Origin of the sequence: Pseudomonas migulae, from assembly GCF_043225285.1 — a bacterium.
Lineage (GTDB): Bacteria > Pseudomonadota > Gammaproteobacteria > Pseudomonadales > Pseudomonadaceae > Aquipseudomonas > Aquipseudomonas migulae_C.
In genome coordinates this window covers 342624-366403 of the sequence record NZ_CP171224.1, presented here as the reverse complement: position 1 = coordinate 366403, position 23780 = coordinate 342624, and the positions used below count along the sequence as shown (strand labels likewise).

General features: G+C 61.5%; 22 protein-coding genes. 10 read left to right on the top strand and 12 right to left on the bottom strand.

From position 1 onward, the window contains the following. Positions 1-36: 36 nt before the first annotated feature. The 4 genes from ACF6ZU_RS01775 to ACF6ZU_RS01760 all read left to right on the top strand — a co-directional run bounded on the left by ACF6ZU_RS01775 (position 37) and on the right by ACF6ZU_RS01760 (position 4846). Entirely contained in the window at positions 37-687 is a 651-nt protein-coding gene (locus ACF6ZU_RS01775) for a response regulator transcription factor (RefSeq protein WP_392890217.1), read from the top strand. 187 nt (positions 688-874) lie between these two features. After that, a complete protein-coding gene (locus ACF6ZU_RS01770; RefSeq protein WP_392890216.1) occupies positions 875-2224 on the top strand; it encodes a GntP family permease in 1350 nt (449 codons plus the stop codon). Between the two features lie 138 nt (positions 2225-2362). Beyond that, complete coding sequence (locus ACF6ZU_RS01765; RefSeq protein WP_392890214.1) at positions 2363-3688, top strand: OprD family porin; 1326 nt, start codon at positions 2363-2365, stop codon at positions 3686-3688. Between the two features lie 402 nt (positions 3689-4090). Continuing rightward, a complete protein-coding gene (locus ACF6ZU_RS01760) occupies positions 4091-4846 on the top strand; it encodes a hypothetical protein (protein ID WP_392890213.1) in 756 nt (251 codons plus the stop codon). Positions 4847-5271: 425 nt separating this feature from the next. Here ACF6ZU_RS01760 and ACF6ZU_RS01755 read toward each other — a convergent pair whose 3' ends face one another. Together ACF6ZU_RS01755 and ACF6ZU_RS01750 are read right to left on the bottom strand one after the other, a co-directional pair. Beyond that, positions 5272-5451: a hypothetical protein gene (locus ACF6ZU_RS01755; RefSeq protein ID WP_392890212.1), complete on the bottom strand. Its 180-nt coding sequence runs from the start codon at positions 5449-5451 to the stop codon at positions 5272-5274. A gap of 123 nt (positions 5452-5574) precedes the next feature. After that, the gene (locus ACF6ZU_RS01750) at positions 5575-7287 is read right to left on the bottom strand and encodes an amidase (RefSeq protein WP_392890211.1); all 1713 of its coding nucleotides are present in this window, start codon (positions 7285-7287) and stop codon (positions 5575-5577) included. Positions 7288-7472: 185 nt separating this feature from the next. Here ACF6ZU_RS01750 and solA point away from each other — a divergent pair, with 185 nt between their 5' ends. Then, the gene (gene solA, locus ACF6ZU_RS01745; RefSeq protein ID WP_392890210.1) at positions 7473-8633 is read left to right on the top strand and encodes an N-methyl-L-tryptophan oxidase; all 1161 of its coding nucleotides are present in this window, start codon (positions 7473-7475) and stop codon (positions 8631-8633) included. Positions 8634-8682: 49 nt separating this feature from the next. On the opposite strand, the gene ACF6ZU_RS01740 is transcribed toward solA, so the two are convergent. Next, entirely contained in the window at positions 8683-9042 is a 360-nt protein-coding gene (locus tag ACF6ZU_RS01740; protein ID WP_392890209.1) for a hypothetical protein, read from the bottom strand. Positions 9043-9163: 121 nt separating this feature from the next. Here ACF6ZU_RS01740 and ACF6ZU_RS01735 point away from each other — a divergent pair, with 121 nt between their 5' ends. Beyond that, positions 9164-9499, top strand: coding sequence for a hypothetical protein (locus ACF6ZU_RS01735; RefSeq protein WP_392890208.1), 336 nt, complete (start codon positions 9164-9166; stop codon positions 9497-9499). Positions 9500-9550: 51 nt separating this feature from the next. Here ACF6ZU_RS01735 and ACF6ZU_RS01730 read toward each other — a convergent pair whose 3' ends face one another. The 5 genes from ACF6ZU_RS01730 to ACF6ZU_RS01710 form a co-directional block, all read right to left on the bottom strand. Beyond that, positions 9551-9970, bottom strand: a complete 420-nt coding sequence (locus ACF6ZU_RS01730) for an organic hydroperoxide resistance protein (RefSeq protein WP_392890206.1) — start codon at positions 9968-9970, stop codon at positions 9551-9553. 287 nt (positions 9971-10257) lie between these two features. Then, a complete protein-coding gene (locus ACF6ZU_RS01725) occupies positions 10258-11814 on the bottom strand; it encodes an amino acid permease (RefSeq protein WP_392890205.1) in 1557 nt (518 codons plus the stop codon). 116 nt (positions 11815-11930) lie between these two features. Then, entirely contained in the window at positions 11931-13091 is a 1161-nt protein-coding gene (locus ACF6ZU_RS01720) for an iron-containing alcohol dehydrogenase (protein ID WP_392890204.1), read from the bottom strand. Between the two features lie 3 nt (positions 13092-13094). Then, positions 13095-14486 carry an aldehyde dehydrogenase family protein gene (locus ACF6ZU_RS01715; protein ID WP_392890203.1) on the bottom strand — a complete coding sequence of 464 codons (1392 nt, stop codon included), beginning with the start codon at positions 14484-14486 and terminating at the stop codon, positions 13095-13097. A gap of 7 nt (positions 14487-14493) precedes the next feature. Further along, positions 14494-15867, bottom strand: coding sequence for a glutamine synthetase family protein (locus ACF6ZU_RS01710; protein ID WP_392890202.1), 1374 nt, complete (start codon positions 15865-15867; stop codon positions 14494-14496). A gap of 205 nt (positions 15868-16072) precedes the next feature. Between ACF6ZU_RS01710 and ACF6ZU_RS01705 the strand changes: the two genes are divergently transcribed. The 3 genes from ACF6ZU_RS01705 to ACF6ZU_RS01695 all read left to right on the top strand — a co-directional run bounded on the left by ACF6ZU_RS01705 (position 16073) and on the right by ACF6ZU_RS01695 (position 18036). Further along, on the top strand, positions 16073-16459 hold the full coding sequence (locus ACF6ZU_RS01705; protein ID WP_392890201.1) for a c-type cytochrome: 387 nt from the start codon (positions 16073-16075) through the stop codon (positions 16457-16459). A 103-nt stretch (positions 16460-16562) separates the two neighbouring features. Further along, complete coding sequence (locus ACF6ZU_RS01700) at positions 16563-17270, top strand: TetR/AcrR family transcriptional regulator (RefSeq protein ID WP_392890200.1); 708 nt, start codon at positions 16563-16565, stop codon at positions 17268-17270. Beyond that, positions 17260-18036, top strand: coding sequence for a pyrroline-5-carboxylate reductase family protein (locus ACF6ZU_RS01695; protein ID WP_392890199.1), 777 nt, complete (start codon positions 17260-17262; stop codon positions 18034-18036). The genes ACF6ZU_RS01700 and ACF6ZU_RS01695 overlap by 11 nt, the downstream gene beginning before the upstream one ends. A 36-nt stretch (positions 18037-18072) precedes the next feature. Here ACF6ZU_RS01695 and ACF6ZU_RS01690 read toward each other — a convergent pair whose 3' ends face one another. Continuing rightward, entirely contained in the window at positions 18073-20109 is a 2037-nt protein-coding gene (locus ACF6ZU_RS01690) for an FAD-dependent oxidoreductase (RefSeq protein WP_392890198.1), read from the bottom strand. Between the two features lie 319 nt (positions 20110-20428). Between ACF6ZU_RS01690 and ACF6ZU_RS01685 the strand changes: the two genes are divergently transcribed. Beyond that, entirely contained in the window at positions 20429-21334 is a 906-nt protein-coding gene (locus ACF6ZU_RS01685) for a glycine betaine ABC transporter substrate-binding protein (protein ID WP_392890197.1), read from the top strand. Positions 21335-21358: 24 nt separating this feature from the next. On the opposite strand, the gene ACF6ZU_RS01680 is transcribed toward ACF6ZU_RS01685, so the two are convergent. The 3 genes from ACF6ZU_RS01680 to ACF6ZU_RS01670 all read right to left on the bottom strand — a co-directional run bounded on the left by ACF6ZU_RS01680 (position 21359) and on the right by ACF6ZU_RS01670 (position 23626). Further along, positions 21359-21931, bottom strand: coding sequence for a chorismate mutase (locus ACF6ZU_RS01680; protein WP_392890196.1), 573 nt, complete (start codon positions 21929-21931; stop codon positions 21359-21361). Between the two features lie 150 nt (positions 21932-22081). Then, a complete protein-coding gene (locus tag ACF6ZU_RS01675) occupies positions 22082-22483 on the bottom strand; it encodes a hypothetical protein (protein ID WP_392890195.1) in 402 nt (133 codons plus the stop codon). A gap of 378 nt (positions 22484-22861) precedes the next feature. Further along, positions 22862-23626: an alpha/beta fold hydrolase gene (locus tag ACF6ZU_RS01670; RefSeq protein WP_392890194.1), complete on the bottom strand. Its 765-nt coding sequence runs from the start codon at positions 23624-23626 to the stop codon at positions 22862-22864. Between the last annotated feature and the right edge of the window lie 154 nt (positions 23627-23780).

Genomic DNA, 23780 nt, shown 5'->3' with positions numbered 1-23780 from the left:
ACTTTTTTTCCTGACCATTACTTCCGGGAATCGCGCATGAACGGCAACCCTCCACCCCATGAGCCGGGCAGTAAGGGTTCTACAGTGTTCGTGGTGGATGACGATGCGTCCATCCGCGACGCCTTGAGCAATCTGTTCCGCTCAGCCGGGATCCGTGTCGAGACCTTCGCGTCCACCGCCGAATTTCAGCAGCATTCGAAGACGGAGGGCCCCAGTTGCCTGGTGCTGGATGTGCGGCTTCAAGGCAGCAGTGGCCTGGATTTCCAGAGGAAGCTGGTTGAATCGAACGCGAGCATTCCGGTGATTTTCATCACCGGCCATGGCGATATCGAAATGTCGGTCAAGGCGATGAAAGCCGGTGCCGTGGACTTCCTGGCCAAGCCGTTTCGGGAGCAGGATCTTCTGGATGCCGTCACCGGGGCTTTTCAGGCGGATACCCGGCGCCGGGAAATCGAACAACAGCGCACCGATCTGTGCAGCGACTACCAGTCGTTGACGGCCCGTGAAAAGGAAGTGATGGCGCTTGCCGTCAAAGGCCTGATGAACAAGCAGATTGCCGGGCAGATGAACCTCAGCGAAATCACCGTGAAAATCCACCGTGGGCACGCGATGAAAAAGATGCACGCCCGCTCGTTCGCTGACCTGGTGCGAATGGCGGAAACCTTAGGCGTGGGAAGTGATCGTTGAACCCCACGGCAGTATCGCCGCCATGTAAATCCGCCTGAGCCAGTTTCATAAAGTACGACCCTCCATACCTCTACGCGACAACCCTTATCCCTCTACGAAAATTACTTTCGCCTCGTTTGAATATCGCGCCTCGAAATGTTTTAAGAGTTTCACAAATTTTCGACGTGACCCTCTCGAGGAGTACCGCATGACCCTGTCCTTCGGCTATTGGCTGCTGGTGTATGCCGCCATCGCCATCATTGCGCTGATCGTTCTGATCGCCCGTTACCGGCTCAATCCCTTCATCGTCATCACCCTGGTGTCCATCGGCCTGGCGCTGCTGGCCGGCATGCCGCCGTCCGGTGTGGTCGGCGCGTACGAGGCGGGGGTCGGCAAGACCCTGGGGCACATTGCGCTGGTGGTGGCGCTGGGCACCATGCTCGGCAAGATGATGGCCGAGTCCGGCGGTGCCGAGCAGGTGGCGCGGACCTTGATCGACCGTTTTGGCGAGAAGAACGCGCACTGGGCGATGGTCTGCATCGCGTTCCTGGTCGGCTTGCCACTGTTCTTCGAGGTCGGTTTTGTGTTGCTGGTGCCGATCGCGTTTACCGTGGCGCGCCGCGTTGGCGTGTCGATCCTGATGGTCGGCTTGCCGATGGTCGCCGGGTTGTCGGTGGTGCATGCGCTGGTGCCGCCGCACCCGGCGGCGATGCTGGCGGTGCAGGTGTATGGGGCGTCGGTGGGGCAGACGTTGATGTACGCGATTTTGATCGGCATTCCGACGGCGATCATCGCCGGGCCGCTGTACGCCAAGTTCATCGTGCCGCGCATTCAACTGCCGGCGGAAAACCCGCTGGAACGCCAGTTCTTCGACCGCGAACCGCGCGACAGCCTGCCGGGCTTCGGCATCACCATGGCGACCATTCTGTTGCCGGTGGTGCTGATGCTGATCGGCGGCTGGGCCAACCTGATTTCCACGCCGGGCAGCGGTTTCAACCAGTTTCTGCTGTTCATCGGCAACTCGGTGATCGCGCTGTTGCTGGCAACCTTGCTGAGCTTCTGGACCCTCGGCATCGCCCAGGGCTTCAACCGCGAATCGATCCTCAAGTTCACCAACGAATGCCTGGCGCCGACCGCCAGCATCACCTTGCTGGTGGGCGCCGGCGGCGGTTTGAACCGGATCCTGGTGGACGCCGGCGTGACCGACCAGATCGTCAGCCTGGCCCACGAATTTCACCTGTCGCCGCTGATCATGGGCTGGCTGTTCGCGGCACTGATGCGCATCGCCACCGGTTCGGCCACGGTGGCCATGACCACGGCGTCGGGAATCGTCGCGCCGGTGGCGATTGGCCTGGGTTATCCGAATCCGGAATTGCTGGTGCTGGCGACCGGCGCCGGGTCGGTGATTTTTTCCCACGTCAACGACGGCGGCTTCTGGTTGATCAAGGAATACTTCAACATGAGCGTCGCCCAGACTTTCAAGACCTGGACCGTGCTGGAGACCATTATTTCGGTGGTGGCGTTTGCGCTGACCGTGGGTCTTTCCTACCTGATCTAACCCGAACTTTCCGATCGCTTTTCCACGGCTGATGGCCACCCATCGGCGCGCCTTTGTGCGCGCCGGTGTCAGGTGCCAGCGGTGGACTGCGCTCGTTCAACTCTCAAAAAACATAAAAAAATCACCCTGGAGCACCGTATGTTCAAGCGAGCAATCCCCACCGCATTGTTGTTGGCCACCGGATCGATGTGCGCACAGGCAGCCGATTCTGCCGCCCACGGTTTTCTGGAGGACAGCAAAGCCACGCTGTCGATGCGCACCTTGTATTTCAACAGCGATAACCGCGATGGCGCGGCGGATCCGTCGAAAACCGAGGAGGCCGCACAGGGTTTTGTATTGCGCTACGAGTCCGGGTTTACGCAAGGCACGGTGGGTTTCGGGATTGACGCGCAAGCATTGCTTGGCGTGACGCTGGACAGCGGCGCAGGCCGTCATGTCGGCAGCGGCATGATCCCGACTGACGGCGACGGTGCCGCTGACACGTGGAGCAGCTTCGGCCCAACGGCGAAGATGCGCATCGCTAAAACGGAATTCCGCTACGGCACGCTGCTGCCCAAACTGCCGATCCTGCTGTCGAACGATGCCCGGGTCCTGCCGCAGTCGTTCACCGGTGCGCAGATCACCTCGACCGACATCGATGGCCTGATGCTCACCAGTGGTGTGCTTGAACACGCCGTCGGCCGCGCGTCGACCGACCGCACCGGTTTGTCGGTGCCGGGCGCCACACAGGACAGCAACAAGTTCTACTTCGCGGGCGGTGACTACTTCATCACCAAGGATCTGAAGGCGCAGTACTACTTCGCGCAGATGGAAGACTTCTACAACCAGAATTTCTTCGGCCTGACCCATGTGCTGCCGATCGACAGTAAAAGCTCGTTCACCACTGATCTGCGTTACTTCCGCACCACGTCGACCGGGGCCAACAGCTCCGCCGCAGGCCGGGCGCAAGGCTATCGTGCTTCGGGTTACACCGTGGACAACAACGGCGAAATCGACAACAACACCTGGGTGGCGATGATCACTTACATGAACGGCGGTCACTCGGTTGCGCTGGGGCATCAGCAGGTTGGGGATGGCAGCAATTTCGTTCAGCCGAACCAGGGCAGCCTGGTCGATAAAGGGGCGGGCGGTGGCAGTGTTTACCTGCCTACGGACCGTATGATCCAGAGCTTTACCCGTGCCGGGGAACAGACGAATTTCGGTCAGTACACCTATGACTTCGCGCCGTTGGGTGTGCCGGGTTTGAAGGCGTCGATCGTGTATTTGAAGGGGACGGATATCAAGGTGCGCAATGCTGGGGATCAGTCGGAGTGGGAGCGTGACATGACCCTGGATTATGTGGTGCAGTCGGGGGCGCTCAAGGGGGTTGGGTTCAGTGTGCGCAATGGCAAGTCGAATACGGATGCGGGGCGGAATGTTGATCAGAATCGCTTCATCATCAATTACACGCTTTCGTTGTTGTAGTGGTTTGGCGTTTGAGCGTTTGAGCGTTTGAGTGAATATCCGTTTTTTGGGTGGTGGCTGATATTGGTTTCGCCCTTACGGCGAGTCACTTTGGAAAAGCCGGAATGCCGGCCCAGCCCAAAGTAACCAAAGGGCTCTTGCCCCTTTCGTTCGGTGCCTCGCCTAGGCTCGGCATACCCTCGTTCCGGTCCTGCTCCGGGGGCCCGCCGCCATCGGCCATCCATGGCCGGGGGCGGCTAACCCGGCATCTATGCCGGGTTGCCCACTGCGCAGAACCTCCACTCGGCCTCTCGAGGGGGCGACCACCGCCACAGCCTCCGAGGCGGCCTGGTAGCCGACCTGGCTCTCTGTTCGACCGCATTCCCCCTGTAGGAGCGAGCCTGCTCGCGATGGGCGACAACGATGACGCGGGTTGTCTGGATGAACGCGGTGTCCGGGCGTTTTTCGCGAGCAGGGCTCGCTCCTACAAGGGATCGGGTTCACACGGTCAAAATTGTAGGAGCCAGCTTGCTGGCGATGGGCGTCAACGATGACGCGGGTTGTCTGGATGAACGCGGTGTCTGGGCGTTTTTCGCGAGCAGGCTCGCTCCTACAAGGGATCGGGTTCACACGGTCAAAATTGTAGGAGCCAGCTTGCTGGCGATGGACGTCAACGATGACGCGGGTTGTCTGGATGAACGCGGTGTGTTGGCGTTTTTCGCGAGCAGGCTCGCTCCTACAAAGGATCGGGTTCACACGGTCAAAATGGTAGGAGCCAGCTTGCTGGCGATGGACGTTAACGATGACGCGGGCTGCCTGAATGTGCGCGGTGCCTGGGCGTTTTTCGCGAGCAGGCTCGCTCCTACAGTGGATCGGGTTCACACGGTCAAAATTGTAGGAGCCAGCTTGCTGGCGATGGGCGTCAACGATGACGCGGGTTGTCTGGATGAACGCGGTGTGTTGGCGTTTTTCGCGAGCAGGCTCGCTCCTACAAAGGATCGGATTCACACGGTCAAAACTGTAGGAGCCGGCTTGCTGGCGATGGGCGTCAACGATGACGCGGGTTGTCTGTATGAACGCGGTGTGTTGGCGTTTTTCGCGAGCAGGGCTCGCTCCTACAAGGGATCGGGTTCACACGGTCCAAATTGTAGGAGCCAGCTTGCTGGCGATGGATGTTAACGATGACGCGGGCTGTCTGGATGAGCGCGGTGCCTGGGCGTTTTTCGCCAGCAAGCTGGCTCCTACAGGGAATCGCATTCGCTTTTGACTTTCACCACTCATCAGGCCGAGCGTTAGCTCGCCTTGGCTTTTGATCTTGCGGTGCACGCCCCCTCGAGAGGCCGAGTGGAGGTTCTGCGCAGTGGGCAACCCGGCATGGATGCCGGGTTAGCCGCGCACGGCCATGGATGGCCGATCGCGGCGGGCCCACGGAGCAGGACCGGAACGAGGGCATGGCGAGCCTAGGCGAGCCACCGAACGAAAGGGGCAAGAGCGCTTGGTTACTTGGCGCTTTTCCAAGTAACCCGCTGTAAGAGCGGAACCAATAGCCGCCGTTACCGCAGGAATGGATATGTACCCCAAGCCCAACCCCACATCAATACCCGCTAATTACCATCAGCAACCTTGCGCTCAATCTCATCGATCTTGCGCTTAAGCGCCCCAGCATCCTGCTCTTCACCCTCAGGGTCCTGCAAATCCCTCACAACCACCTTCACCGGTTTACCCGATGCATCGGTCGGCGAGACATCGGCATTCGATGGGTTGTCACGATCATCAGTGTTCATCACGCATACCTCCGTTGACGTAATCATTGGATGCAGCGCTAACGCCCGAGTTCGAGTTTTTTTGCTGCTGATGCAGGCATGCATGAAGGGACTGGAGCATGACCCCCAGTCCCGTCCTCGCGGTTACTGATTGCCCGAAAGCGGCGGGGTCCGAGGCGGAATCTGGCGCTTCGATCCAGTCGATTCAAACGCCGACGCCAGACGCAGCAGCGAAGAATCGTCATAAGCCCGGCCAGCAAACGTCAGCCCGACCGGCATGCCAATGTCCGGCATCACACCCATCGGCACCGTGACGGTCGGAACGCCAAGGTGACGGATCGCGAGGTTACCGTTGGCCACCCAGACACCATTGCTCCAGGCAATGTCCGCCGAGGCCGGATCGACATCGGCATTCGCCGGCGCCACGTCGGCCACAGTAGGGAAGAGCACCGCGTCGAGACCCAGCCGATCCATCCAGTCTTCAAGGTCAATCCGGCGGGTTTTTTCAAGGCCACGCAGCCCGTCGGGAACCGTGGTGATCTGGTCCCAAGGCGTAATCCCGCGCTCGGCCATCCGCACGTATTCGTCCATGCCCGCCACAAGGTCGCCCTCGCGGTTGGGCAGGGTGCCTGGGTCGTGGGGGAAAATCAGCGGTCCGTCGACGTCGACCAGACGGTTCAGTTTCGGATCACCGTTGGCCTGCAGGAAATCATCGAAGGCCCAGGCCGTCAGGTCCCACAACTCATGGTGCAGGAATTCTTTGGACACCAGTCCGCGAGTGAACACCGTCGGTGCGCCTGGCCGATCGCCCTCGCAATTGGAGACCAGCGGGAAGTCGACTTCGATCACCTCTGCGCCGGCCGCTTCAAGTGCCTTGCGCGCGACTTCCCAGAGCCCGATCACCGAAGGGCGGGTGTTGATTCGTTGCCCCGTCGGCCCGCCGATACCCGGCGCATCGCTGGTGCCGGCTTCGTCGTCAGCGTTGATGTACATGCGCGGCACGCCGAGGCGTTTTCCGGCCAGGGCATCGGACTTCACCACCAGCTCGGCATAGGAAGCAGGGCGTACCGACGTGACGCTCGGAATCGGCACCCAGGGTTGCAGCCGCCACAGATCGCCACGGGTGTCGGGGTCTTCCGCGACCACCACGTCGAGCACTTCGAGCAGATCAGCCATGGTCCTGGCGAACGGCACGACCACGTCCATCGTCGGCGTCAGCGGCCAGTTGCCGCGCACCGAGATCACCCCGCGCGAAGGCGTGTAGGCGCACAGGCCGTTGTTGGACGCGGGACCGCGACCGCTCGACCAGGTTTCTTCCGCCAGACCGAACGCCGCGAAGCTCGCGGCGGTCGCGGTGCCGGCGCCGTTGGAGGAACCGGATGCGAACGGGGCCGTGAGGTAGCCCGCGTTATAGGGGCTTTCCGCACGGCCATAAACGCCGCGCTGCATGCCGCCGTTGGCCATGGGCGGCATGTTGGTCTTGCCCAGGCAGATGGCACCGGCGCCGCGCAGTCGCTCGATGGTGAAGGCGTCGCGGTAGGCCACCAGGTCGACGAAGGCCGGGCTGCCGGATGCGGCAGTCAGCCCCTTGACCAGGTAACTGTCCTTGGCCGTGTAGGGAATGCCATCGAGCGGCCCCAGGGTTGCGCCTTTCGCCCGGCGGGCATCGGAGGCTTGCGCTTCCTTGAGCGCATCGGGGTTGCGCACCACCACCGCGTTGAGGGCGGTGGGGGTGTCGGCGCCGTCGTAGGCGTCAATTCGGTCGAGATAGGCCTGGACCAGTTCTACCGATGTGGTCCGGCCCGATTCGAGCGCCGCGCGCAGTTCGGCAATGGAAACCTCGGTGACTTCGATCATGCTGTTACCACCGTTTACTGATAATGAAGAAGTGAATGCGCGGCATGGTATGTCCAATGACGGGGTGCTTGCCAGTGCGAAGTCGCTTTCAGCCCGTGCAATTTCTGCCTGCGTACAGGGTTTTTCAAACCTTGAGTTTTCAGCGATTTTAAGTCTCAAATGGCCCTTTTGTGGACGGGGATGATATGGAACATCAATGTGAAGTGGCGGTGCTCGGACTGGGGGCGATGGGCGCTGCGACGGCGTACCAACTGGCAAAATCCGGGGTCAGGGTGATCGGCGTCGACCGCTACCATCCGCCGCACACCCAAGGCTCCAGCCATGGCGACACGAGCATCACCCGGCTGTCGGTCGGGGAAGGCGCCGCGTACCTGCCCATCGTCCGTAACTCTCACCGGATCTGGCGCGAGCTCGAAGCGCTGTCCGGTGAGGCGTTGTTCGAGCAGTGCGGCGTGCTGGTCCTGAGTTCCAGTCCCGACTATGACGCCAACGATGCCAGCGATTTCACCCATCGCACCCTGAAACTGGCGGACACCTACGGCATCGAGCATGAGGTGTTGGCCGCCGAACAGATTCGCCAGCGCTTCCCGCAGTTTTCCCCGGTGCTGGACACGGCCGTCGGTTACTTCGAACAGAGTGGCGGTTATGTCCGGCCGGAACGCTGCATTGCCGTGCAGCTGCAACTCGCCGAGCAACACGGCGCGACGTTGTTCAAGGGCGAAACCGTCACGCACCTCAGTTCCGACGAGCAGGGCGTGCGCATCACCACCGACCAGCGAACGATCCGTGCCGACAAGGTCGTGGTCAGCGCCGGGATGTGGTCCAAGGAATTGTTGGGAGCGCCGTTCGACCGGTTGTTGAGGGTCTGCCGGCAAAACCTGTTCTGGTTCGAACTGGAGGAAAGCGCACGGTTTTCCGAGGTGTCGCCGACGTTCATCTACACCCACGGGCCCGATCAGTCTTACTACGGTTTTCCGCCGCTATCCGGCGAGGGCAGCCTGAAAGTCGCCACGGAGCAGTACAGCGAGGAATCTTCGCCAGACACGTTGGACCGCACTGTCAGTGCCGCCGAAGCACGCGAGATGTTCGACACCAAGGTGCGCGGCCGGATCGCCGGCGTGACACCGCGCGTGGTCAAGTCAGCGGTGTGTGCCTATACCGTCACGCCGGATTCGGATTTCATCATCGACGAGCATCCGGCATTGAAAAATGTTCTGGTGGTGTCGGCCTGTTCAGGGCATGGCTTCAAGCATTCCGCCGCGTTGGGTGAGGCCGCAGCGCAATGGTGCGTGCGGGGTAGCAGTGAGCTGGATCTGTCGGCGTTTTCTTTGAAGCGGTTTGCCTGATCTGAAGGCGGTGGCGCCCCTGAAATCGCCATCGCCAGCAAGCCGGCTCCTACAGGTTTGCGTACAGCCCAAAACTCAGCGCCAAACGCAACATTGTAGGAGCCGGCTTGCCGGCGATAGCGCCCGCAAAATCGCCATCGCCGGCAAGCCGGACTCCTACAGGTTTTGCGTGAACCCCAAAATCCAGCGCCAAACACAACATTGTAGGAGCCGGCTTGCTGGCGATAGCGCCCGAATAATCGCCATCGCCGGCAAGCCGGACTCCTACAGGTTTTGCGTGAACCCCAAAATCCAGCGCCAAACACAACATTGTAGGAGCCGGCTTGCCGGCGATAGCGCCCGCAAAATCGCCATCGCCGGCAAGCCGGACTCCCACAGGTTTTGCGTAATGCCCAAAATCCAGCGCCAAACACTACGTTGTAGGAGCCGGCTTGCCGGCGATGCTGGTTGATACCAATTGGCCATCACTTCCGGTAAAGTGCACGCCGCTCGAGAGATGGATCCCGGGCGTTTACCCATGGAGTTACTCAGTGAATTACCTCAGCAAAGTGCTTGCCGTTTCCCTGTTCGGTCTGGTTCTGGCAGGTTGCACCGGCGCGCCGATGAAAACCCAGCAATACGACGCCAGCCAATACACTGTCGTTGGCCACAGCGAAGCCAGTGCCACCGGCCTGCTGCTGTTCGGCGTGATCCCGATCCGCCAGAACAGCCGTTTCGTTCGCGCACAAGACGCGGCGATCAAAGCCAAGGGCGGCGACGCGCTGATCAACACCCAGGTCCAGGAAAACTGGTTCTGGGCGTGGGTCCTGACGGGTTACACCACCAAGGTGTCCGGTGATGTGGTCAAACTGAAAAACGTTCAGTAAGCGCCCGTCAGCGCAGCCTGCCGCAAGGGCAGGCCGCGCTGGTCGCTCGGGTCAGACCAGGTTGATCACGACATCGATGTTGCCACGGGTCGCCTTGGAATACGGGCAGGTCTGGTGCGCGGCATCCACGACCGAACGTGCGACAACAGGATCCAGCCCCGGCAGGCTCACATTGAGCCGCGCCTGAAGGAAAAAGGCGTTATCGGTCTTGCCCAGGTCCACTTCGGTATCGACCGCGACGTCCGTCGGCAGGGTCACTTTCAAGGCAACCGCCGCTTTACCCATCGCGCCGATGAAGCAGGCGGACCAGCCAGCAGCCAGCAGTTGTTCCGGGTTGGTGCCGCTGCCTGAAGAGCCAGGCGCGGACAGCTTGATATCCAGACGTCCATCGTCACTTCGCGACTCGCCGTTGCGACCTCCGGTGGTGTGGGTTTTGCCGGTGTACAGCACGGTGTCGATTTGATTGATCATGGCGGTTTTCCTGCTCAGGTTTTTTGGGCGCTTGTTCATCGGAGAGCGTCTGCCTTTCCGATGTGGCCCAATTTTTCATCTTCATGTAGCGAGGATGTGTCCTGATCCGGCGCTTGTGTAACGCTGTGTAGCATCCGCCGGGAAAAATACCTGCCGATACAAAGCACCCCCCTGTAGGAGCGAGACCGGCTTGCCGGCGATGGACTTGAAGACGCCGCGTTCATTCTGAAAGCACGCGTTATCGTTAACGCCCATCGCGAGCAGGCTCGCTCCTACAGGTAAAGCCCTTACGCTTGCTTGTTGAGCGCTGCTTCCGCCGCCGCGATTTCCGCCTGGCGCTTGATGATCAGGTCGCCCATCGGCGGGCCCTGGAAGCGCCGCGCTTCAAAGCCGAACCAGACGATCGCCGTCAGCACCAGGAAACCGATGGTGATGTACAGCGCCCAGTCGTTCGGTGGCTGGATGCCGATGATGAAAATCACCACCATCGACACCACCGAGAGAATGGCGAACAGCGAATACAACCCGCGTCCCATGTTCCACGGGCCCATGGTCGGCCACTTCGATGTCCCGTAGGCAAACAGGCCGAGCACGATGGGGATGATGAAAGAGAAGAACAGGAAGATCACCGTGCACGAGACCACGATGGTGTAGACGGGCGTTTCCCCGATCGAGATCACCGACGATCCCCAGTCGAACAACACCGCCAGGGTCGCGCCGGTCCAGATCGCTGCGACCGGGCTGCGGAAGGTCGGGGAGACCGAGGCCAGTGCTTTCGAGCAGGGCAGGCCACCGTCACGGGAGAACGCGAAGATCATGCGTGACACCGACGTCACGGTGGCCAGCCCGCAGAGAAACTGCGAGATGAAAATCGCCACGTACAGCGCCAGTTTCACGGTGGGGTTGACCTGAGTGTTCATCGCCCAGAAGAACACGTTCCAGCCCTGTTTCGCCGCTTCGTCCATGCTCGGCAGCATCAGCACGAAGGAACTCAGCATCACCCAGCCGAACAGCAGCGACCAGATCACCGACATGACCATGCCACGGGGCACCGACATGGCGGCGTTGCGGGTCTCTTCGGAGGTGTGCGCGGAGGCGTCGTAACCGGTGATGGTGTAGATCGGCAACAGCAGGCCGAGCATGAACACCCAGCTGTTCGACACCTGTGGCCAGACGCTGCCGCCCGCTTCGCCGGAATAGTTGCCGAAGGTCCACAACCGGACGAACTCGTAACTCGGGGCCGAGATCAGGCAGACGATGGTCAGTGCCAGCGCCGTGGCGAAAATCAGGTAGCCGGAGAAGTCGGTGAGTTTCGCGGTCAGGCCGATTCCCAGGTGATTACACAAGGCCTGGATGCCAGTGAGGATCGCCAGGAAAATCACCCTGACCGTGGTGGTGTCCTCCATACCCAGGGCCGGTCCGAACGCACCGAAAAAGAAATAGTAGGTGCCGACGTTGATCGCGCCCAGCACCGTGACCAATCCCAGCAGATTGAACCAGGCCGTCAGCCAGCCGGTGAAGCGGTTACCGAGGATCGAACCCCAGTGATAGAGCCCGCCAGCGGTGGGGTAGGCCGAGGAAATCTGCGCCATGGCCAGGGCGAACACCCCGGAAATCAGGCAGCCGATGGGCCAGCCGATGCCGATCGACGCGCCGCCCGCGCCCGAGGTGCCCTGGGCCAGTGAGTTGATGCCGCCGGAGAGGATGCAGATGATCGAGAAGGAAATCGCGAAGTTGGAGAACACTCCCATTCGTCGCGAGAGTTGCTGGGCGTAGCCCATGTTGTGCAACGCCTTGACGTCTTCGTCATGCGCGTCGGTGTCGGGCTGACTTGCTGGGTTCATGCTGTGTACCCCTACAGGTTTTGATTCAATCCATTGGCGTCTGCGCAATGGGCTGGTCTTCAACACCTTGTCGTACTGCTCCTTGTTACCACCGATACAAGCTGACTGCTCCGGATCTAGAGGCGGCCGTGAAAAGCCGCGTCGAAAATGCTCGCCACACCGGTCTTGGTCAGTGGCAGGGGATTGCCGCCGGCCGAGGGATCGACGATCGCCATGTCCGCGATCAGGTCGGCCTGGCGATCATCCACGCCCAGTTCCACCAGGGTGTGCGGCACGCCGATGTCCTTGCGCAGCTTGAGGATGAACGCGAGGAAACTGTCGAAGCCCGGGGAGGGCAGGCGCAGGTACGCCGCGAGGCGCGTGATGCGTTCTTCGATGGCCGAGCGATTGAATTGCAGGACATAGGGCATGAACGTCGCATTGGTCATGCCGTGATGGGTGTCGTACAGCGCGCCCACTGGATGCGACAACGCGTGCATGCCGCCCAAACCTTTCTGGAAGGCGGTGGCGCCCATGGCGGCGGCGGCGAGCATTTGCGCGCGGGCGTCCAGGTCCGAAGGCGTGTGCACGGCGCGCACCAGGGCATTGGCCACCAGGCGCATGCCTTCCACCGCAATGCCGTCGGCCAGCGGATGAAAACCCGGGGCGCAATAGGCTTCCAGGCAATGGGCGAGCGCGTCCATGCCGGTGCCAGCGGTGATTTTTGCCGGCATGCCGACCGTGAGCGCCGGGTCGCTGACGACCACGCGCGGCATCATTTTCGGGTGGAAGATGATGCGTTTGGTGTGCGTGCGCTCATCGATGATCACCGCCGCGCGACCGACTTCAGAACCGGTCCCGGCGGTGGTCGGCACTGCAATCACCGGGGCGATGGCGCTCTCGTCGGCGCGGGTCCAGTAGTCGCCGATGTCTTCGAAATCCCACACCGGCCGGGTCTGGCCACTCATGAAGGCGATCAGCTTGCCCATGTCCAGGCCACTGCCGCCGCCGAAAGCAACCACGCCGTCATGCTTGCCGGTGCGCCAGGCCTCAAGTCCGCCGGCCAGGTTGGCTTCGACCGGATTGGGCTTGAGGTCGCAAAACAGCGCGGCGCCCAGGCCGGCAGCGCGCATGGCGTCCAGTGCTGCGGTGGTGATCGGCGCGCGGGCCAGGCCGCTGTCGGTCACCAACAGCGGTCGCTCTATCCCCTGGCTGCGACAGACGTCGGCCAGCTCGGCGATGCGGCCGACCCCGAAGTGAACACGGGTGGGGTAGTTCCAGTTTCCAGTCAGGCTCATGGTCTACACCTCGTGGCGCAGATGAAAGGATTTGGCGCGGGTCAGATGCTCGTAACCCAGGCGCGACAGGGTGACGCCGCGCCCGCTGTTCTTCACGCCGGTCCAGGCCAGCGCCGGGTCGAGGTAATCGCAACGGTTCATGAATATGGTGCCGGTGGCGATCTCGTTGCCGAGGCGTTCGGCGGCGGCGAGGTCCTGGGTCCAGATCGACGCGCTGAGCCCGAAGTCACTGTCGTTCATCAAGGCGATGGCTTCGTCGTCGCTCGACACCGACATGATGCCGACCACGGGACCGAAGCTTTCCTCGCGCATCACCGACATGTCATGGGTGACGTCCACCAGCACCTGCGGCGCCAGGTAAGCGCTGCCCGGCGCGTCGGCGGGAAACGCCTTCGGATCGATCAGCGCTTTGGCGCCCTCGGCCAGCGCGTCGGCAATCTGTCCGCGAACAAAGTCGGCGGCGGCCGGCGAGACCATCGGCCCCAGCGTGGTGGCTTCGTCCAGCGGACTGCCCAACACGTATTGGCGGGTCAGATCGGCGAAGCGCTCGACGAAGGCGGGATAGATTTTCTCATCGACATAGATTCGCTCGACCGCGCAGCAGCTTTGCCCGGAGTTGAAGAAACTGCCGTCCACCAGGTTTTCCACGGCGTGTTCAAGGTTGGCGTCGGCGCGAACATAGGCCGGGTCTTTGCCGCCAAGCTCCAGGCCCATGCCGATGAAATCCGTCAGGGCGGCTTGCTGGACTTGCAGGCCCGCGTCCACCGAACCCGTGAAGTTCACCTGTTGTACGTCGCCGGTGACGATGGCCACGGCAGTACTGGCATGACTGAGCAGCAGGTTCTGGAACAACCCTTCAGGCAGATTGGCCCGGCGGAAAGCTTCAGCGAAACGCTCGCCGACCAGCAGGGTTTGCGACGCATGCTTGAGGATGACGCTGTTGCCCGCCATCAACGCCGGAATAATCGTGTTAACGGCGGTCAGGTACGGGTAATTCCACGGGGCGATCACCAGCACCGTACCCAGCGGCTCGCGTTTGATGTAACGCCGAAAACCCGCGACCGGTGTGGGCTCGACGGCGGCAAGCGCTTGCGGCGCAATGGCGATCATGTGTCGGGCTCGCTCTTCGAAACCGCGCAGCTCGCCAGCGCCAAAACGCACCGGTCGGCCCATTTGCCAGGCCAGCTCCGGCACGATTTCATCCTTCATCGCCAGCATCGCGTCCACCGCCGCACTGCAATACGCCGCGCGCTCGTTCAGGGGGCGGCGCTTCCATTGCGTCTGGGCAGCGGCCGACGCCTCAAGCGCCTGAAGGAGCTGTGTCGTATCCGTTTGTTGGCGTTCGACGTACACCCGGCCATCGACCGGGGAGATAAGCTGAATCTTCGCAGTCATGGTGTGCTCAATAGCGCTCGAAGCCGCGCTGCAGTTCCCAGTCGGTGATTCGCCGGTCGTACTCTTTCTGCTCCCACTCGGCGGTGTGCACGTAGTGGTCGATCACTTCATCGCCGAACGCCTCGCGCAACATGCTCGAGCCTTTGAGCGCGGAGCAGGCGTCGCGCAGGGTTTTCGACACCTCCGGCAGATGCTCGTCGAGGTAGGCATCGCCCTCGAACGGCGGCGCGAGTTCGAGCTTCTCGTCGATCCCCGCCAGGCCCGCCGCAATCAGCGCGGCGAAGGCCAGGTAAGGGTTTAAGTCAGCGCCGCCGATGCGGCATTCGATGCGGATGGACTTGCTCTCTTCGGCGCACAAACGGAAGCCGGCGGTGCGATTGTCGCGGCTCCACACTGCACGCGTCGGGGCGAAGGTGCCGGCCTGGAAGCGCTTGTAGGAGTTGATGTAGGGCGCGAGAAAACAGGTGATGTCGTTGGCGTACTTGAGCTGCCCGGCCACCCACTGACGCATGAGTTTCGACATGCCGAACTCGGCCTTGGCGTCGAAGAACAGCGGCTTCTTGGCGTTCTTGTCCCACAGCGAATTATGGATATGGCTGCTGGAACCGGCAGCGTCGTAGCGCCACTTGGCCATGAAGGTGATCGCCTTGCCCTGAAGCTCGGCGATCTCTTTGCAGGCGTGTTTGATGATGACGTGGTGATCGGCCATGGTCATCGCATCGGCATAGCGTATGTTGATTTCTTCCTGGCCGGGGCCCCATTCACCCTTGGAATTTTCCACGGGAATGCCCGACGCCTGCAGGTGCTTGCGGATCGCCCGCAGCACCGGCTCCTCGCGGGTGGTCTGGAGGATGTTGTAATCCTCGATGTAATGGCCGGCGGTTTTCGGTTGGTGGTAGTTGCGCTGGTGGATCGCTTCGTAGCTTTCGTCGAACAGATAGAACTCGAGCTCCGAGGCGAACATGCCGGTGTAGCCGCGTTGACGCAGGCGTTCGACCTGGCGTTTGAGGATGGCTCGCGGGCTGTGGGGCAAGTCTTTTCGATGGTGATGATCGAGCACGTCGCACAGCACCAGCGCCGTACCTTCCAGCCAGGGCACGCGGCGCAGGGTCGACATGTCGGGCTTGAGGACGAAGTCGCCGTAGCCCTTGCTCCAACTCGCGGCGGCGTAACCCGGCACCGGTTCCATGTCGATGTCGTCGGCCAGCAGGTAATTGCAGCAGTGGGTTTCTTCGTGGCCGCTGTCGATGAAAAACTCGACCTGGAATCGCTTGCCGACGAGGCGGCCCTGCATGTCGATCATGCAGACCAGCACGGTATCGATTTCGCCGGATGCAGCAGCGCGCTTGAGCGCGTCAAAACTGAGGAGGGGCTCGGTCATCACGTCTTTCCTGCGTGAACAAGTTGGGCCTGTCTGAGATAGCTGTTGCAGACGCTCTCCAGAAAAACCACAACCCTGCAGAAGCGAGCATCGTGAGCAATAAGCTGATCCAAGCTTAGCTTACTGTTGTATTTCGCAAGTCCTGATGATCGAAAGTGACGGTTTCAGTTACGCTGCGCCCCCCGAATGCCTGGAATCGAACACGATGAAAACCGCCGTACTCACCCTGGCCCTGATACTCAACGCCGGGCTGCTCGCCACACCCGCCGTCGCGGCGGGGGACGCTGAAGCCGGGGCGAAACTGTTCACGCGGATCTGCGGCGGTTGCCACCAGGTGGGCGAGTCGGCGCGGGGCGGTTTCGGTCCGCAACTCAACGGGATCTTCGGGCGTCCGTCGGGCAGCGTGGTGGACTACCAGTATTCCGATGCAATGAAATCCGCCGGCATTGTCTGGACGCGCGAGACCCTGACGGCTTACCTCGAAGCGCCGAAAAAAGTGGTGCCCGGGACCCGGATGATTTTCTGGGGGCTCAGCGATCCGGAGAAAATCGAGGATGTGCTGGCGTACTTGCAGACCTTCCAGGCGCCGTGATCGAAAGCGTCGCTTAACTGTACGCTGATGTACATTTTGTGTACGCACGCGAGCGTGCAGCGTAGAGTGGAGCGACATTTTCAGATCACGGTGGTACCCGAGGATGTCGCAGACAGGAAAGACACGGACCAAGGCACAGGACGCCGGCTGGCGTGGCTCGGTCAATGGCTGGCTCGACGCCGCCTACGATGCCCTGAAGGAATCCGGGGTGGACGCGGTGCGCGTGATGCCGCTGGCCAAGCGGCTGAACTTGTCGCGCACCAGCTTCTATTGGTTCTATGAGGATCGCGAACAACTGCTCGCAGCGCTCCTGACCCGCTGGCGCGACAAGAACACCGGCGGGCTGATCAGCCAGTGCGACAGTTATGCCGAGAGCATTTCCGAAGCGATCCTCAACGTTTTCGAATGCTGGGTGAACCCGGAGCTGTTCGACTCGCAATTCGAGTTTGCCGTGCGCAGCTGGGCGCTGCAGTCCGACGAAGTTGCCGGTGAAATCGCGGCGGCCGACGAGGCGCGGATCGGTGCCCTGGCCGGGATGTTTCGCCGGTTCGGCTACGAGACCGACGCCGCCGATGCGCGGGCCAGGACCATCTACCTGACGCAGATCGGCTATATCTCGATGAAGACCACGGAAGACATCGTCGTGCGTTTCCGGCGCATTCCGCAGTACGTCACGGTATTTACCGGCAAGGCCCCGAAGCGTCGTGAACTCGACCGTTTTTTTGGCAAGTTCGGCTACGCGGAAAAAGAGCCTGGTGTGTTCGTGTCACTGGCCGACACCTTCGAAGAGGCGACGCCCGATGCCGACTAGAACCCTGGGGATCATCGGCGGCACCGGCTGGCTGGGCCGCGGGATTGCAGATGCGGTGCTGGAAAGCGGCTTTATCGCCGCCGATGGCCTGCTGATTTCCAACCGTTCCGGCACCGGTACATTCGCGCCGCAGGTGCGGGTGCTGGCGGATAACCAGGCGTTGGTTGAACGGAGCGACGTCGTGCTGCTGTCGATCCGTCCGGAGCAGTTTCGTGAACTGCAGATCGACGCTCGCGGCAAGCAGGTGATTTCACTGATGGCCGGGGTTCCGGCAGCGACCATCAGCGCCGCCACCGGTGCGCAGGTCGTGGTGCGGGCCATGCCGAATGCGGCGGTGGAAATCCGCCAGTCATTCACTCCTTGGTACAACGCCGGTGAGTTGAGCGATCAGGACCGCGAGTGGGTGCAACGGCTGTTCGAGTGCGTCGGTTCGGCGGACGAAGTGCCTAATGAGGATTGCATCGATTACCTCAGCGCGCTGTCCGGCACCGGGCCTGCTTTCCCGGCCCTGTTGTACAAGGCGCTGGTCGAGTCGGCGGTGGCCGCCGGGATTCCCGAGGCCATCGCACAACGGGCCGCGCACGGGGTGGTGGTCGGTGGCGGTCAGTTACTGGCGAGCCGCGATCCCCTGCAAATGATCGAGGCCTTGATGGCTTATCGGGGTGTCACGGCAGCGGCGTTGCAGGTGATGACCGATCAGCGTATCGACGCCATCGTGGGACAGGCCGTGCAGGCCGGTGCCGCTGTCGCGCGGCGGGGGATGTAAAAAAAGCGAGGGAGCCGATGCTCCCTCGCTTCACGCTCAGATTTCCTTCACCAGCCGCAAGGCATCGTAGATCGCCGCATGGGTGTTGCGAGCCGCCACGGCGTCACCGATCCGGAACAGCTGGAAACGTCCTTGCGGGTTAGTGACGATGTGCTGCACATGGCCGGCGATCAGGTCGTGCTGTTCCACTGCGCCGCCATTGCTTGAGTGCGGACGAAGGTCGAAATACAGGTCGTCCAGCGGCAGCGTGCCGTGGTTGACCACGACCTGATCGACGACACGTTGCTTGTTGACCTTGCCGTAGTCGCTGCCGAAGGTCGCGACCAGCTTGCCATCGCGCTTTTCCACCGACTCGACGCGGTAGGTGACGGTGAACGTGACGTCGAGGTCTTGCAGGCTGCGCATGTAAGGCACCAGGTTCATCGCCATCACTTCCGGTGCAAACGCTCGGTCGGGGGTGACGATTTCCACGGTGGCGCCGCTTTGTGCAATGACCTCGGCGGCCTGCAGGGCGGCGTGGTCGCCGGCATCATCGAAAATCAGCACGTTGCGGCCAGGCTTGATGTCGCCGGAAATGATGTCCCAGGTCGACACCACCAGTTCGTTGCCCTGGGAAAGCACTTCGGTATCGGGCAGGCCACCGGTGGCGACGATGACCACGTCCGGCTCGTGGGCCAGCACGGTGTCGGCTTCCGCCCAGGTGTTGAAGTGAAACTTCACGCCAAGACGCTCGCACTGCACCATGCGCCAGTCGATGATGCCGATCATTTCGCGGCGACGTTCGTTCAGGGACGTCAGCCGGATCTGCCCGCCGGGCTGGTCCGCGGCCTCCAGCACGGTGACGTCGTGGCCACGTTCGCCCGCCACCCGTGCGGCTTCCAGCCCGGCGGGGCCGGTGCCGATGATCAGCACTTTGCGTTGGCGCGGCGCCTTGGGAATTTCGTGGGGCATGGTGGTTTCGCGACCGGTTGCGGCGTTGTGGATGCAGTAGGCGGCGCCGCCCTGATAGATCCGGTCCAGGCAGTAATTCGCGCCCACGCAAGGCCGAATGTCTTCTTCGCGCTTCTCGATGATCTTGCGCACGATGTGCGGATCGGTCATGTGCGCACGGGTCATGCCGACCATGTCGACCTTGCCCGAGGCGATCGCGTAGCGCGCCGTGGCGACGTCGGGAATTTTCGCTGCGTGAAAGGTCGGGAAGCCTGTCGAGGCGCGGATCTCACCGGCGAAATCAAGGTGCGGCGAGTTGCGCATGCCCTGGATCGGGATGACATCGGTCAGGCCCGCGTCGGTGTCGATGTGGCCACGCACCACGTTGAGGAAATCGATCAGCCCGCTGTCCTTGAGCATGTGCGACACCTGCATCCCTTCGCTGGCGTTGAAGCCGCCCGGCAGCGTTTCGTCGCCGGTGTAGCGCACCCCCAGCAGGAAGTTTTCACCGACGCGCTGACGAATCCCGCGCAGGATGTCGAAGGTAAAGCGCATGCGGTTTTCCAGCGAGCCGCCGTAAGGGCCGTCGAGGTCGTTGGTCAGCGGCGACCAGAACTGATCCATCAAATGCCCGTAGGCCTGCAATTCCAGGCCGTCCATCCCGGCGGCCTGCATGCGTTCGGCCGCGTCTACGTAGTCCTTGATGATGCGCTCGATGTCCCAGTCTTCCATCTTCTTGGGGAACGAACGGTGCGACGCCTCGCGACGGTGCGAAGGCGAGACTACGGGCAGCCAGTCGGCCTTGTCCCAGCGGGTGCGCCGGCCCAGGTGGGTCAGCTGGATCATCACCGCGGCGCCGTGTTCGTGGCATTCGTCCGTCAGGTCCTTGAGCCAGCCGACCACTTCATCCTTGTAAGCGAGTACGTTGTTGAAGACCGGCGGGCTGTCCCGGGAGACCGCCGCCGAGCCCGCCGTCATGGTCAGGGCAACCCCGGCCTTGGCGCGCTCGACGTGGTAAGCGCGATAGAGCGCCTGGGGCATGCCGTCGATAGGGTAAGCCGGCTCGTGCGCCGTGGTCATGATCCGGTTTCTGAGGGTCAGGTGCTTGATCTTGTAGGGTTGCAGCAAGGGATCGCTGGACATCGTGGTGCGCTCCAAAGTGGGCTTCATCAGGCTCGGCGACTTGAAACTAGGATAAATGTACATGAGTGTCAATTGATCATGACACACATGTACATTTTTCTTGCGCAACACAAAAGTCGCCGATAAGATCAAGCTCGAAAGGGTGCAGAGGAGCTACCGAACTGTCGTGCTCGTCACGACGTCAAAGGGATTGAGCAGTTATCGGTGGAGGAGGGCGGTGTTGCCCGAACTCGAAGCAGCGAAGACTGCACTGTTCACGACCGTAAGGCCGTTCAAATGAAGACAACCTGCCTATCACCGTAAAATAGGAAGACGCCTGATGAACGCTCATTCGTATCGAAAAACAGCCTGTGCCTGCTTGTTGGGACTGGCGCTGGGAACCCAAGCGGCGCTGACTCAGGCGGCGGAACCGCAGCCTGTGCGCATTGGCTGGGTCAATTGGTCCGACACCGAAATCACCGTCAAGCTCGCCACCACCGCGTTGCAGGAACATCTCAAGCAACCGGTGAAACTGGTCATGGCCGACATCGGCATCCAGTTCCAGGCCCTGGCCAACGGCAATATCGACCTCATCCCGATGGTCTGGCTGCCGAGTACCCACAAGGCGTTCTACGACAAATACAAAGACCGGCTCGAAGACCTCGGCGTGCTCTATGAAGGGCGGATCGGCATGACGGTGCCGACCTCGGTGCCGATCAGCGAAGTGGCGAGCGTAGAGGACCTGAACAAACCGGAAGTCAGGGAAAAGCTTGAGGGCAAGATCCTCACGTCCGAGGTCGGCAATGGCCAGTACAAGCTCACGGTCAAGGCCATCGAGGAGTACAAGCTCACCGGTTACAAGCTGGTGGCCTCATCGGAATCCGGCATGCTCAACGAGCTGGATCGTAACCTCAAGCGCGGCAAATGGTCGTTGGTCAACGCCTGGAGCCCGCACTGGATGTTCTCCAAATATCCGCTGCGCTATCTGGATGACCCGAAGAAAATCTTTGGCGGTGCCGAACAGATTCACGCCATGGCTCGCAAGGGCTTCAGCCAGGAGTATCCGGAAGTGGCGTACTTCTTCGCGCACTACTCGATCCCTCAGGCTGATCTCGAAGCGTTGATGATGCAGGCGCGCCAGAGCTCTTCCGACCAGGCCGTCGCCGCTTATTACGCCGCCAACAAGCCGCGTTTCGAAGCGATGTTCGAGAAGGGCGCGCAGAGCGTCAGCAGTCTCCAGCCTTGATTGCGCCGGCGGTCTGCGGCTGACTCACCGATCGACGATACACAGATCTCCGGTGGCGCGGATCAGGGCCTGGCCATGCAGGCCGTCCTTGATCAGCGTCGATCGCGCCCTGGCCAGCCAATGGGCACAATTGGGATCTTTGCGATAGGGGGCGAAGTCAGCGTAGTACTGCAACAGACGGTTTTGCAGCTCATCCAGTTGCGGCCGGATCTCTTTACCGAGGTCCGGCCGCGGCACATCAGGCGCCCTGCCTGCCGCTTGCCATTGCGCGAGCAGTCCGTATTGCACCAGTTTGCTGGCTTCAATCTGCGCGGCGAGCAACTCGGCGACCTCGTCCGGGTCGAGTTTGCGGCTAACCGCCTCCTTCCTCGCATTGGCAATGACTTGCGCTTCCCGGGCGCTGTCCTGAATCGGCTTGTGGCTGTCCCATTTGGTCAGCGCCACCAAGTCGCCGATGTTCAGCCGTTCATTCATCGTCGCCAGCAGCGGTTGCAAACTGGCGGGCGCCGGGGCGGTTTCGTCAGCCTGCGCGCTGCACGCGAGCAAACCGGACAGGGCACAGAACAGCAGCCGGGGCAGGCGTGGGAAAGTAGACATGGGCAAACCTCATTGGGCGCGGACTCGCAATCAGGTGTTATGTAACACAGGTGGAACAGTGGCTTTAAGAGGGGCCTGATCATTTGACCATAAAAAAGCCCGGCGGGTGAGGCCGGGCTTCTTGTCGAGTACTGCGGTAGAGCTACGCATTCATGCAGCGCGGCTTTCGATCAGGCGGTCGGAACCACCTTCGGCGACGCGGTTTTCGATCAGACGGTCGGAACCACCTTCGGCAACACGGCGGTCGATCAGGCGGTCGGAACCACCTTCGGCGACGCGGCGATCAATCAGGCGATCGGAACCACCTTCGGCAACGCGGCGATCGATCAGACGGTCGGAACCACCTTCGGCAACGCGGCGATCGATCAGACGATCGGAACCACCTTCAGCCACACGATTCTCGATCAAACGATCCGAACCACCTTCGGCCACACGGCTTTCAATCAACCGATCCGAGCCGCCTTCAGCGATCATCGTACGGGCATGAGGCGCGGCAAAAGCGTTAACTGCAAAAACCGAGAAAGCGATGCTGAGAAGGATTTGGCGTTTCATGGTGGTGTGCTCCGGGGTGTTATTGGTTGGTATGGAGCTGATGTTACGCCGCACGATTTTTAAGAGAACTTCATTGAGTTGATGGTGACTATCGACGTCGGCAATGGTTTGCCATCAAGGCGAAAGAGCGTTTGAACGCACCCCTGCTCAACACTGCATTTCCTTGTAGGAGCCGGCTTGCTGGCGATGGTGTGTCAGCTAAGGAAATGTCGACTGACACACCATCGCCAGCAAGCCGGCTCCTACAGGTTTTGTGTGAGTCCCCAATCCCGAGAACACCCCCGATCCGTAGGAGCCGGCTTGCCGGCGATGGCGATCTCGCGGACGCCATCGTCAGCAAGCTGGCTCCTACGGGATCTCGGCTGAACGGAATGCCCTTCAGGCATCCAGAAACCCGTCGATCATCGGCACCAGCCAATCGGTTCGCATCGTCACCTGCATGTGATCGGTGCCGGGAAGCACCGCCAGTTGCGCGTGCGCCAGCAGGCGGAACAGCTCCACGGCGTGTTCGGGACGGATGACATCGGCGTCGCCAACCACCACCAGCGTTGGCGCGTTAATGGAACGGATGATGTCGCTCGGGATGTCCCGGAAATCGCGCATCCTCTGGGCGGCCTTGTCGTGCATCAACCGCAGGTTTGCGGGCTCTGGCGCCACCTTGAGATAGGCCGTTTGCAGTTCCTGCGGCATGTTCTCCAGCGTGGCCTGGGCCATCGCTTCCCAGAGCCACGGATAGGCACCTTCACGGTTGACCAGCGCCGACGCCACGACCATTTTTCGCACCGCGTGCGGATGCCTGATCGCCACTTGCAAGGCGATGGTGCCGCCGTTGCTGAAGCCGAACAGGTCCGCTTGCGGGATGTGCAGATGCGCGAGCAACGCCGCCGTGTCGTCCGCAGACTGTTCGAAGCTGAACGGGCGGTCGGCGATGTCGGCCGTGTGTCCATAACCCTGCTGCTCGACCGCGATGACCTGGCGCTGGCGGGCGAGCACCGGAAGGATCTGGCCGAACGATGTTTCGATCGTGTCGCCACCCCCATGCAACAGCACGAGCGGCGGTTGCGTGGGGTGCGCGGCGCCGTGAATCTCGAAATAAAGGTGCAGCCCGTTGACCGGGGCATAGCCGCTTTGGCGCTGATTCATGGCGGGTTCTCCGCGTATTTGAGGGTTTACATGATGGCGAGTGGATATCTGCGCGAAGCTGATTATGCTTCAGGAAACCTTGCAGTGATGTGAGGCGGTCAGCCTGTTGCCAGGCTTTGTGCATTCCGCAGTCCGATGACTTCAGCCCCAGGGC

What these genes read in the sequence shown, in the direction of transcription:
- ACF6ZU_RS01755 (WP_392890212.1), bottom strand. Translation starts at nt 5,451, where the DNA reads ATGAACACTGATGATCGTGACAACCCATCGAATGCCGATGTCTCGCCG.
- solA (WP_392890210.1), top strand. Translation starts at nt 7,473, where the DNA reads ATGGAACATCAATGTGAAGTGGCGGTGCTCGGACTGGGGGCGATGGGC.
- ACF6ZU_RS01725 (WP_392890205.1), bottom strand. Translation starts at nt 11,814, where the DNA reads ATGAACCCAGCAAGTCAGCCCGACACCGACGCGCATGACGAAGACGTC.
- ACF6ZU_RS01695 (WP_392890199.1), top strand. Translation starts at nt 17,260, where the DNA reads ATGCCGACTAGAACCCTGGGGATCATCGGCGGCACCGGCTGGCTGGGC.
- ACF6ZU_RS01765 (WP_392890214.1), top strand. Translation starts at nt 2,363, where the DNA reads ATGTTCAAGCGAGCAATCCCCACCGCATTGTTGTTGGCCACCGGATCG.
- ACF6ZU_RS01730 (WP_392890206.1), bottom strand. Translation starts at nt 9,970, where the DNA reads ATGATCAATCAAATCGACACCGTGCTGTACACCGGCAAAACCCACACC.
- ACF6ZU_RS01715 (WP_392890203.1), bottom strand. Translation starts at nt 14,486, where the DNA reads ATGACTGCGAAGATTCAGCTTATCTCCCCGGTCGATGGCCGGGTGTAC.
- ACF6ZU_RS01750 (WP_392890211.1), bottom strand. Translation starts at nt 7,287, where the DNA reads ATGATCGAAGTCACCGAGGTTTCCATTGCCGAACTGCGCGCGGCGCTC.
- ACF6ZU_RS01670 (WP_392890194.1), bottom strand. Translation starts at nt 23,626, where the DNA reads ATGAATCAGCGCCAAAGCGGCTATGCCCCGGTCAACGGGCTGCACCTT.
- ACF6ZU_RS01760 (WP_392890213.1), top strand. Translation starts at nt 4,091, where the DNA reads ATGACGCGGGTTGTCTGGATGAACGCGGTGTCCGGGCGTTTTTCGCGA.
- ACF6ZU_RS01705 (WP_392890201.1), top strand. Translation starts at nt 16,073, where the DNA reads ATGAAAACCGCCGTACTCACCCTGGCCCTGATACTCAACGCCGGGCTG.
- ACF6ZU_RS01690 (WP_392890198.1), bottom strand. Translation starts at nt 20,109, where the DNA reads ATGTCCAGCGATCCCTTGCTGCAACCCTACAAGATCAAGCACCTGACC.
- ACF6ZU_RS01680 (WP_392890196.1), bottom strand. Translation starts at nt 21,931, where the DNA reads ATGTCTACTTTCCCACGCCTGCCCCGGCTGCTGTTCTGTGCCCTGTCC.
- ACF6ZU_RS01775 (WP_392890217.1), top strand. Translation starts at nt 37, where the DNA reads ATGAACGGCAACCCTCCACCCCATGAGCCGGGCAGTAAGGGTTCTACA.
- ACF6ZU_RS01710 (WP_392890202.1), bottom strand. Translation starts at nt 15,867, where the DNA reads ATGACCGAGCCCCTCCTCAGTTTTGACGCGCTCAAGCGCGCTGCTGCA.
- ACF6ZU_RS01770 (WP_392890216.1), top strand. Translation starts at nt 875, where the DNA reads ATGACCCTGTCCTTCGGCTATTGGCTGCTGGTGTATGCCGCCATCGCC.
- ACF6ZU_RS01685 (WP_392890197.1), top strand. Translation starts at nt 20,429, where the DNA reads ATGAACGCTCATTCGTATCGAAAAACAGCCTGTGCCTGCTTGTTGGGA.
- ACF6ZU_RS01700 (WP_392890200.1), top strand. Translation starts at nt 16,563, where the DNA reads ATGTCGCAGACAGGAAAGACACGGACCAAGGCACAGGACGCCGGCTGG.
- ACF6ZU_RS01720 (WP_392890204.1), bottom strand. Translation starts at nt 13,091, where the DNA reads ATGAGCCTGACTGGAAACTGGAACTACCCCACCCGTGTTCACTTCGGG.
- ACF6ZU_RS01675 (WP_392890195.1), bottom strand. Translation starts at nt 22,483, where the DNA reads ATGAAACGCCAAATCCTTCTCAGCATCGCTTTCTCGGTTTTTGCAGTT.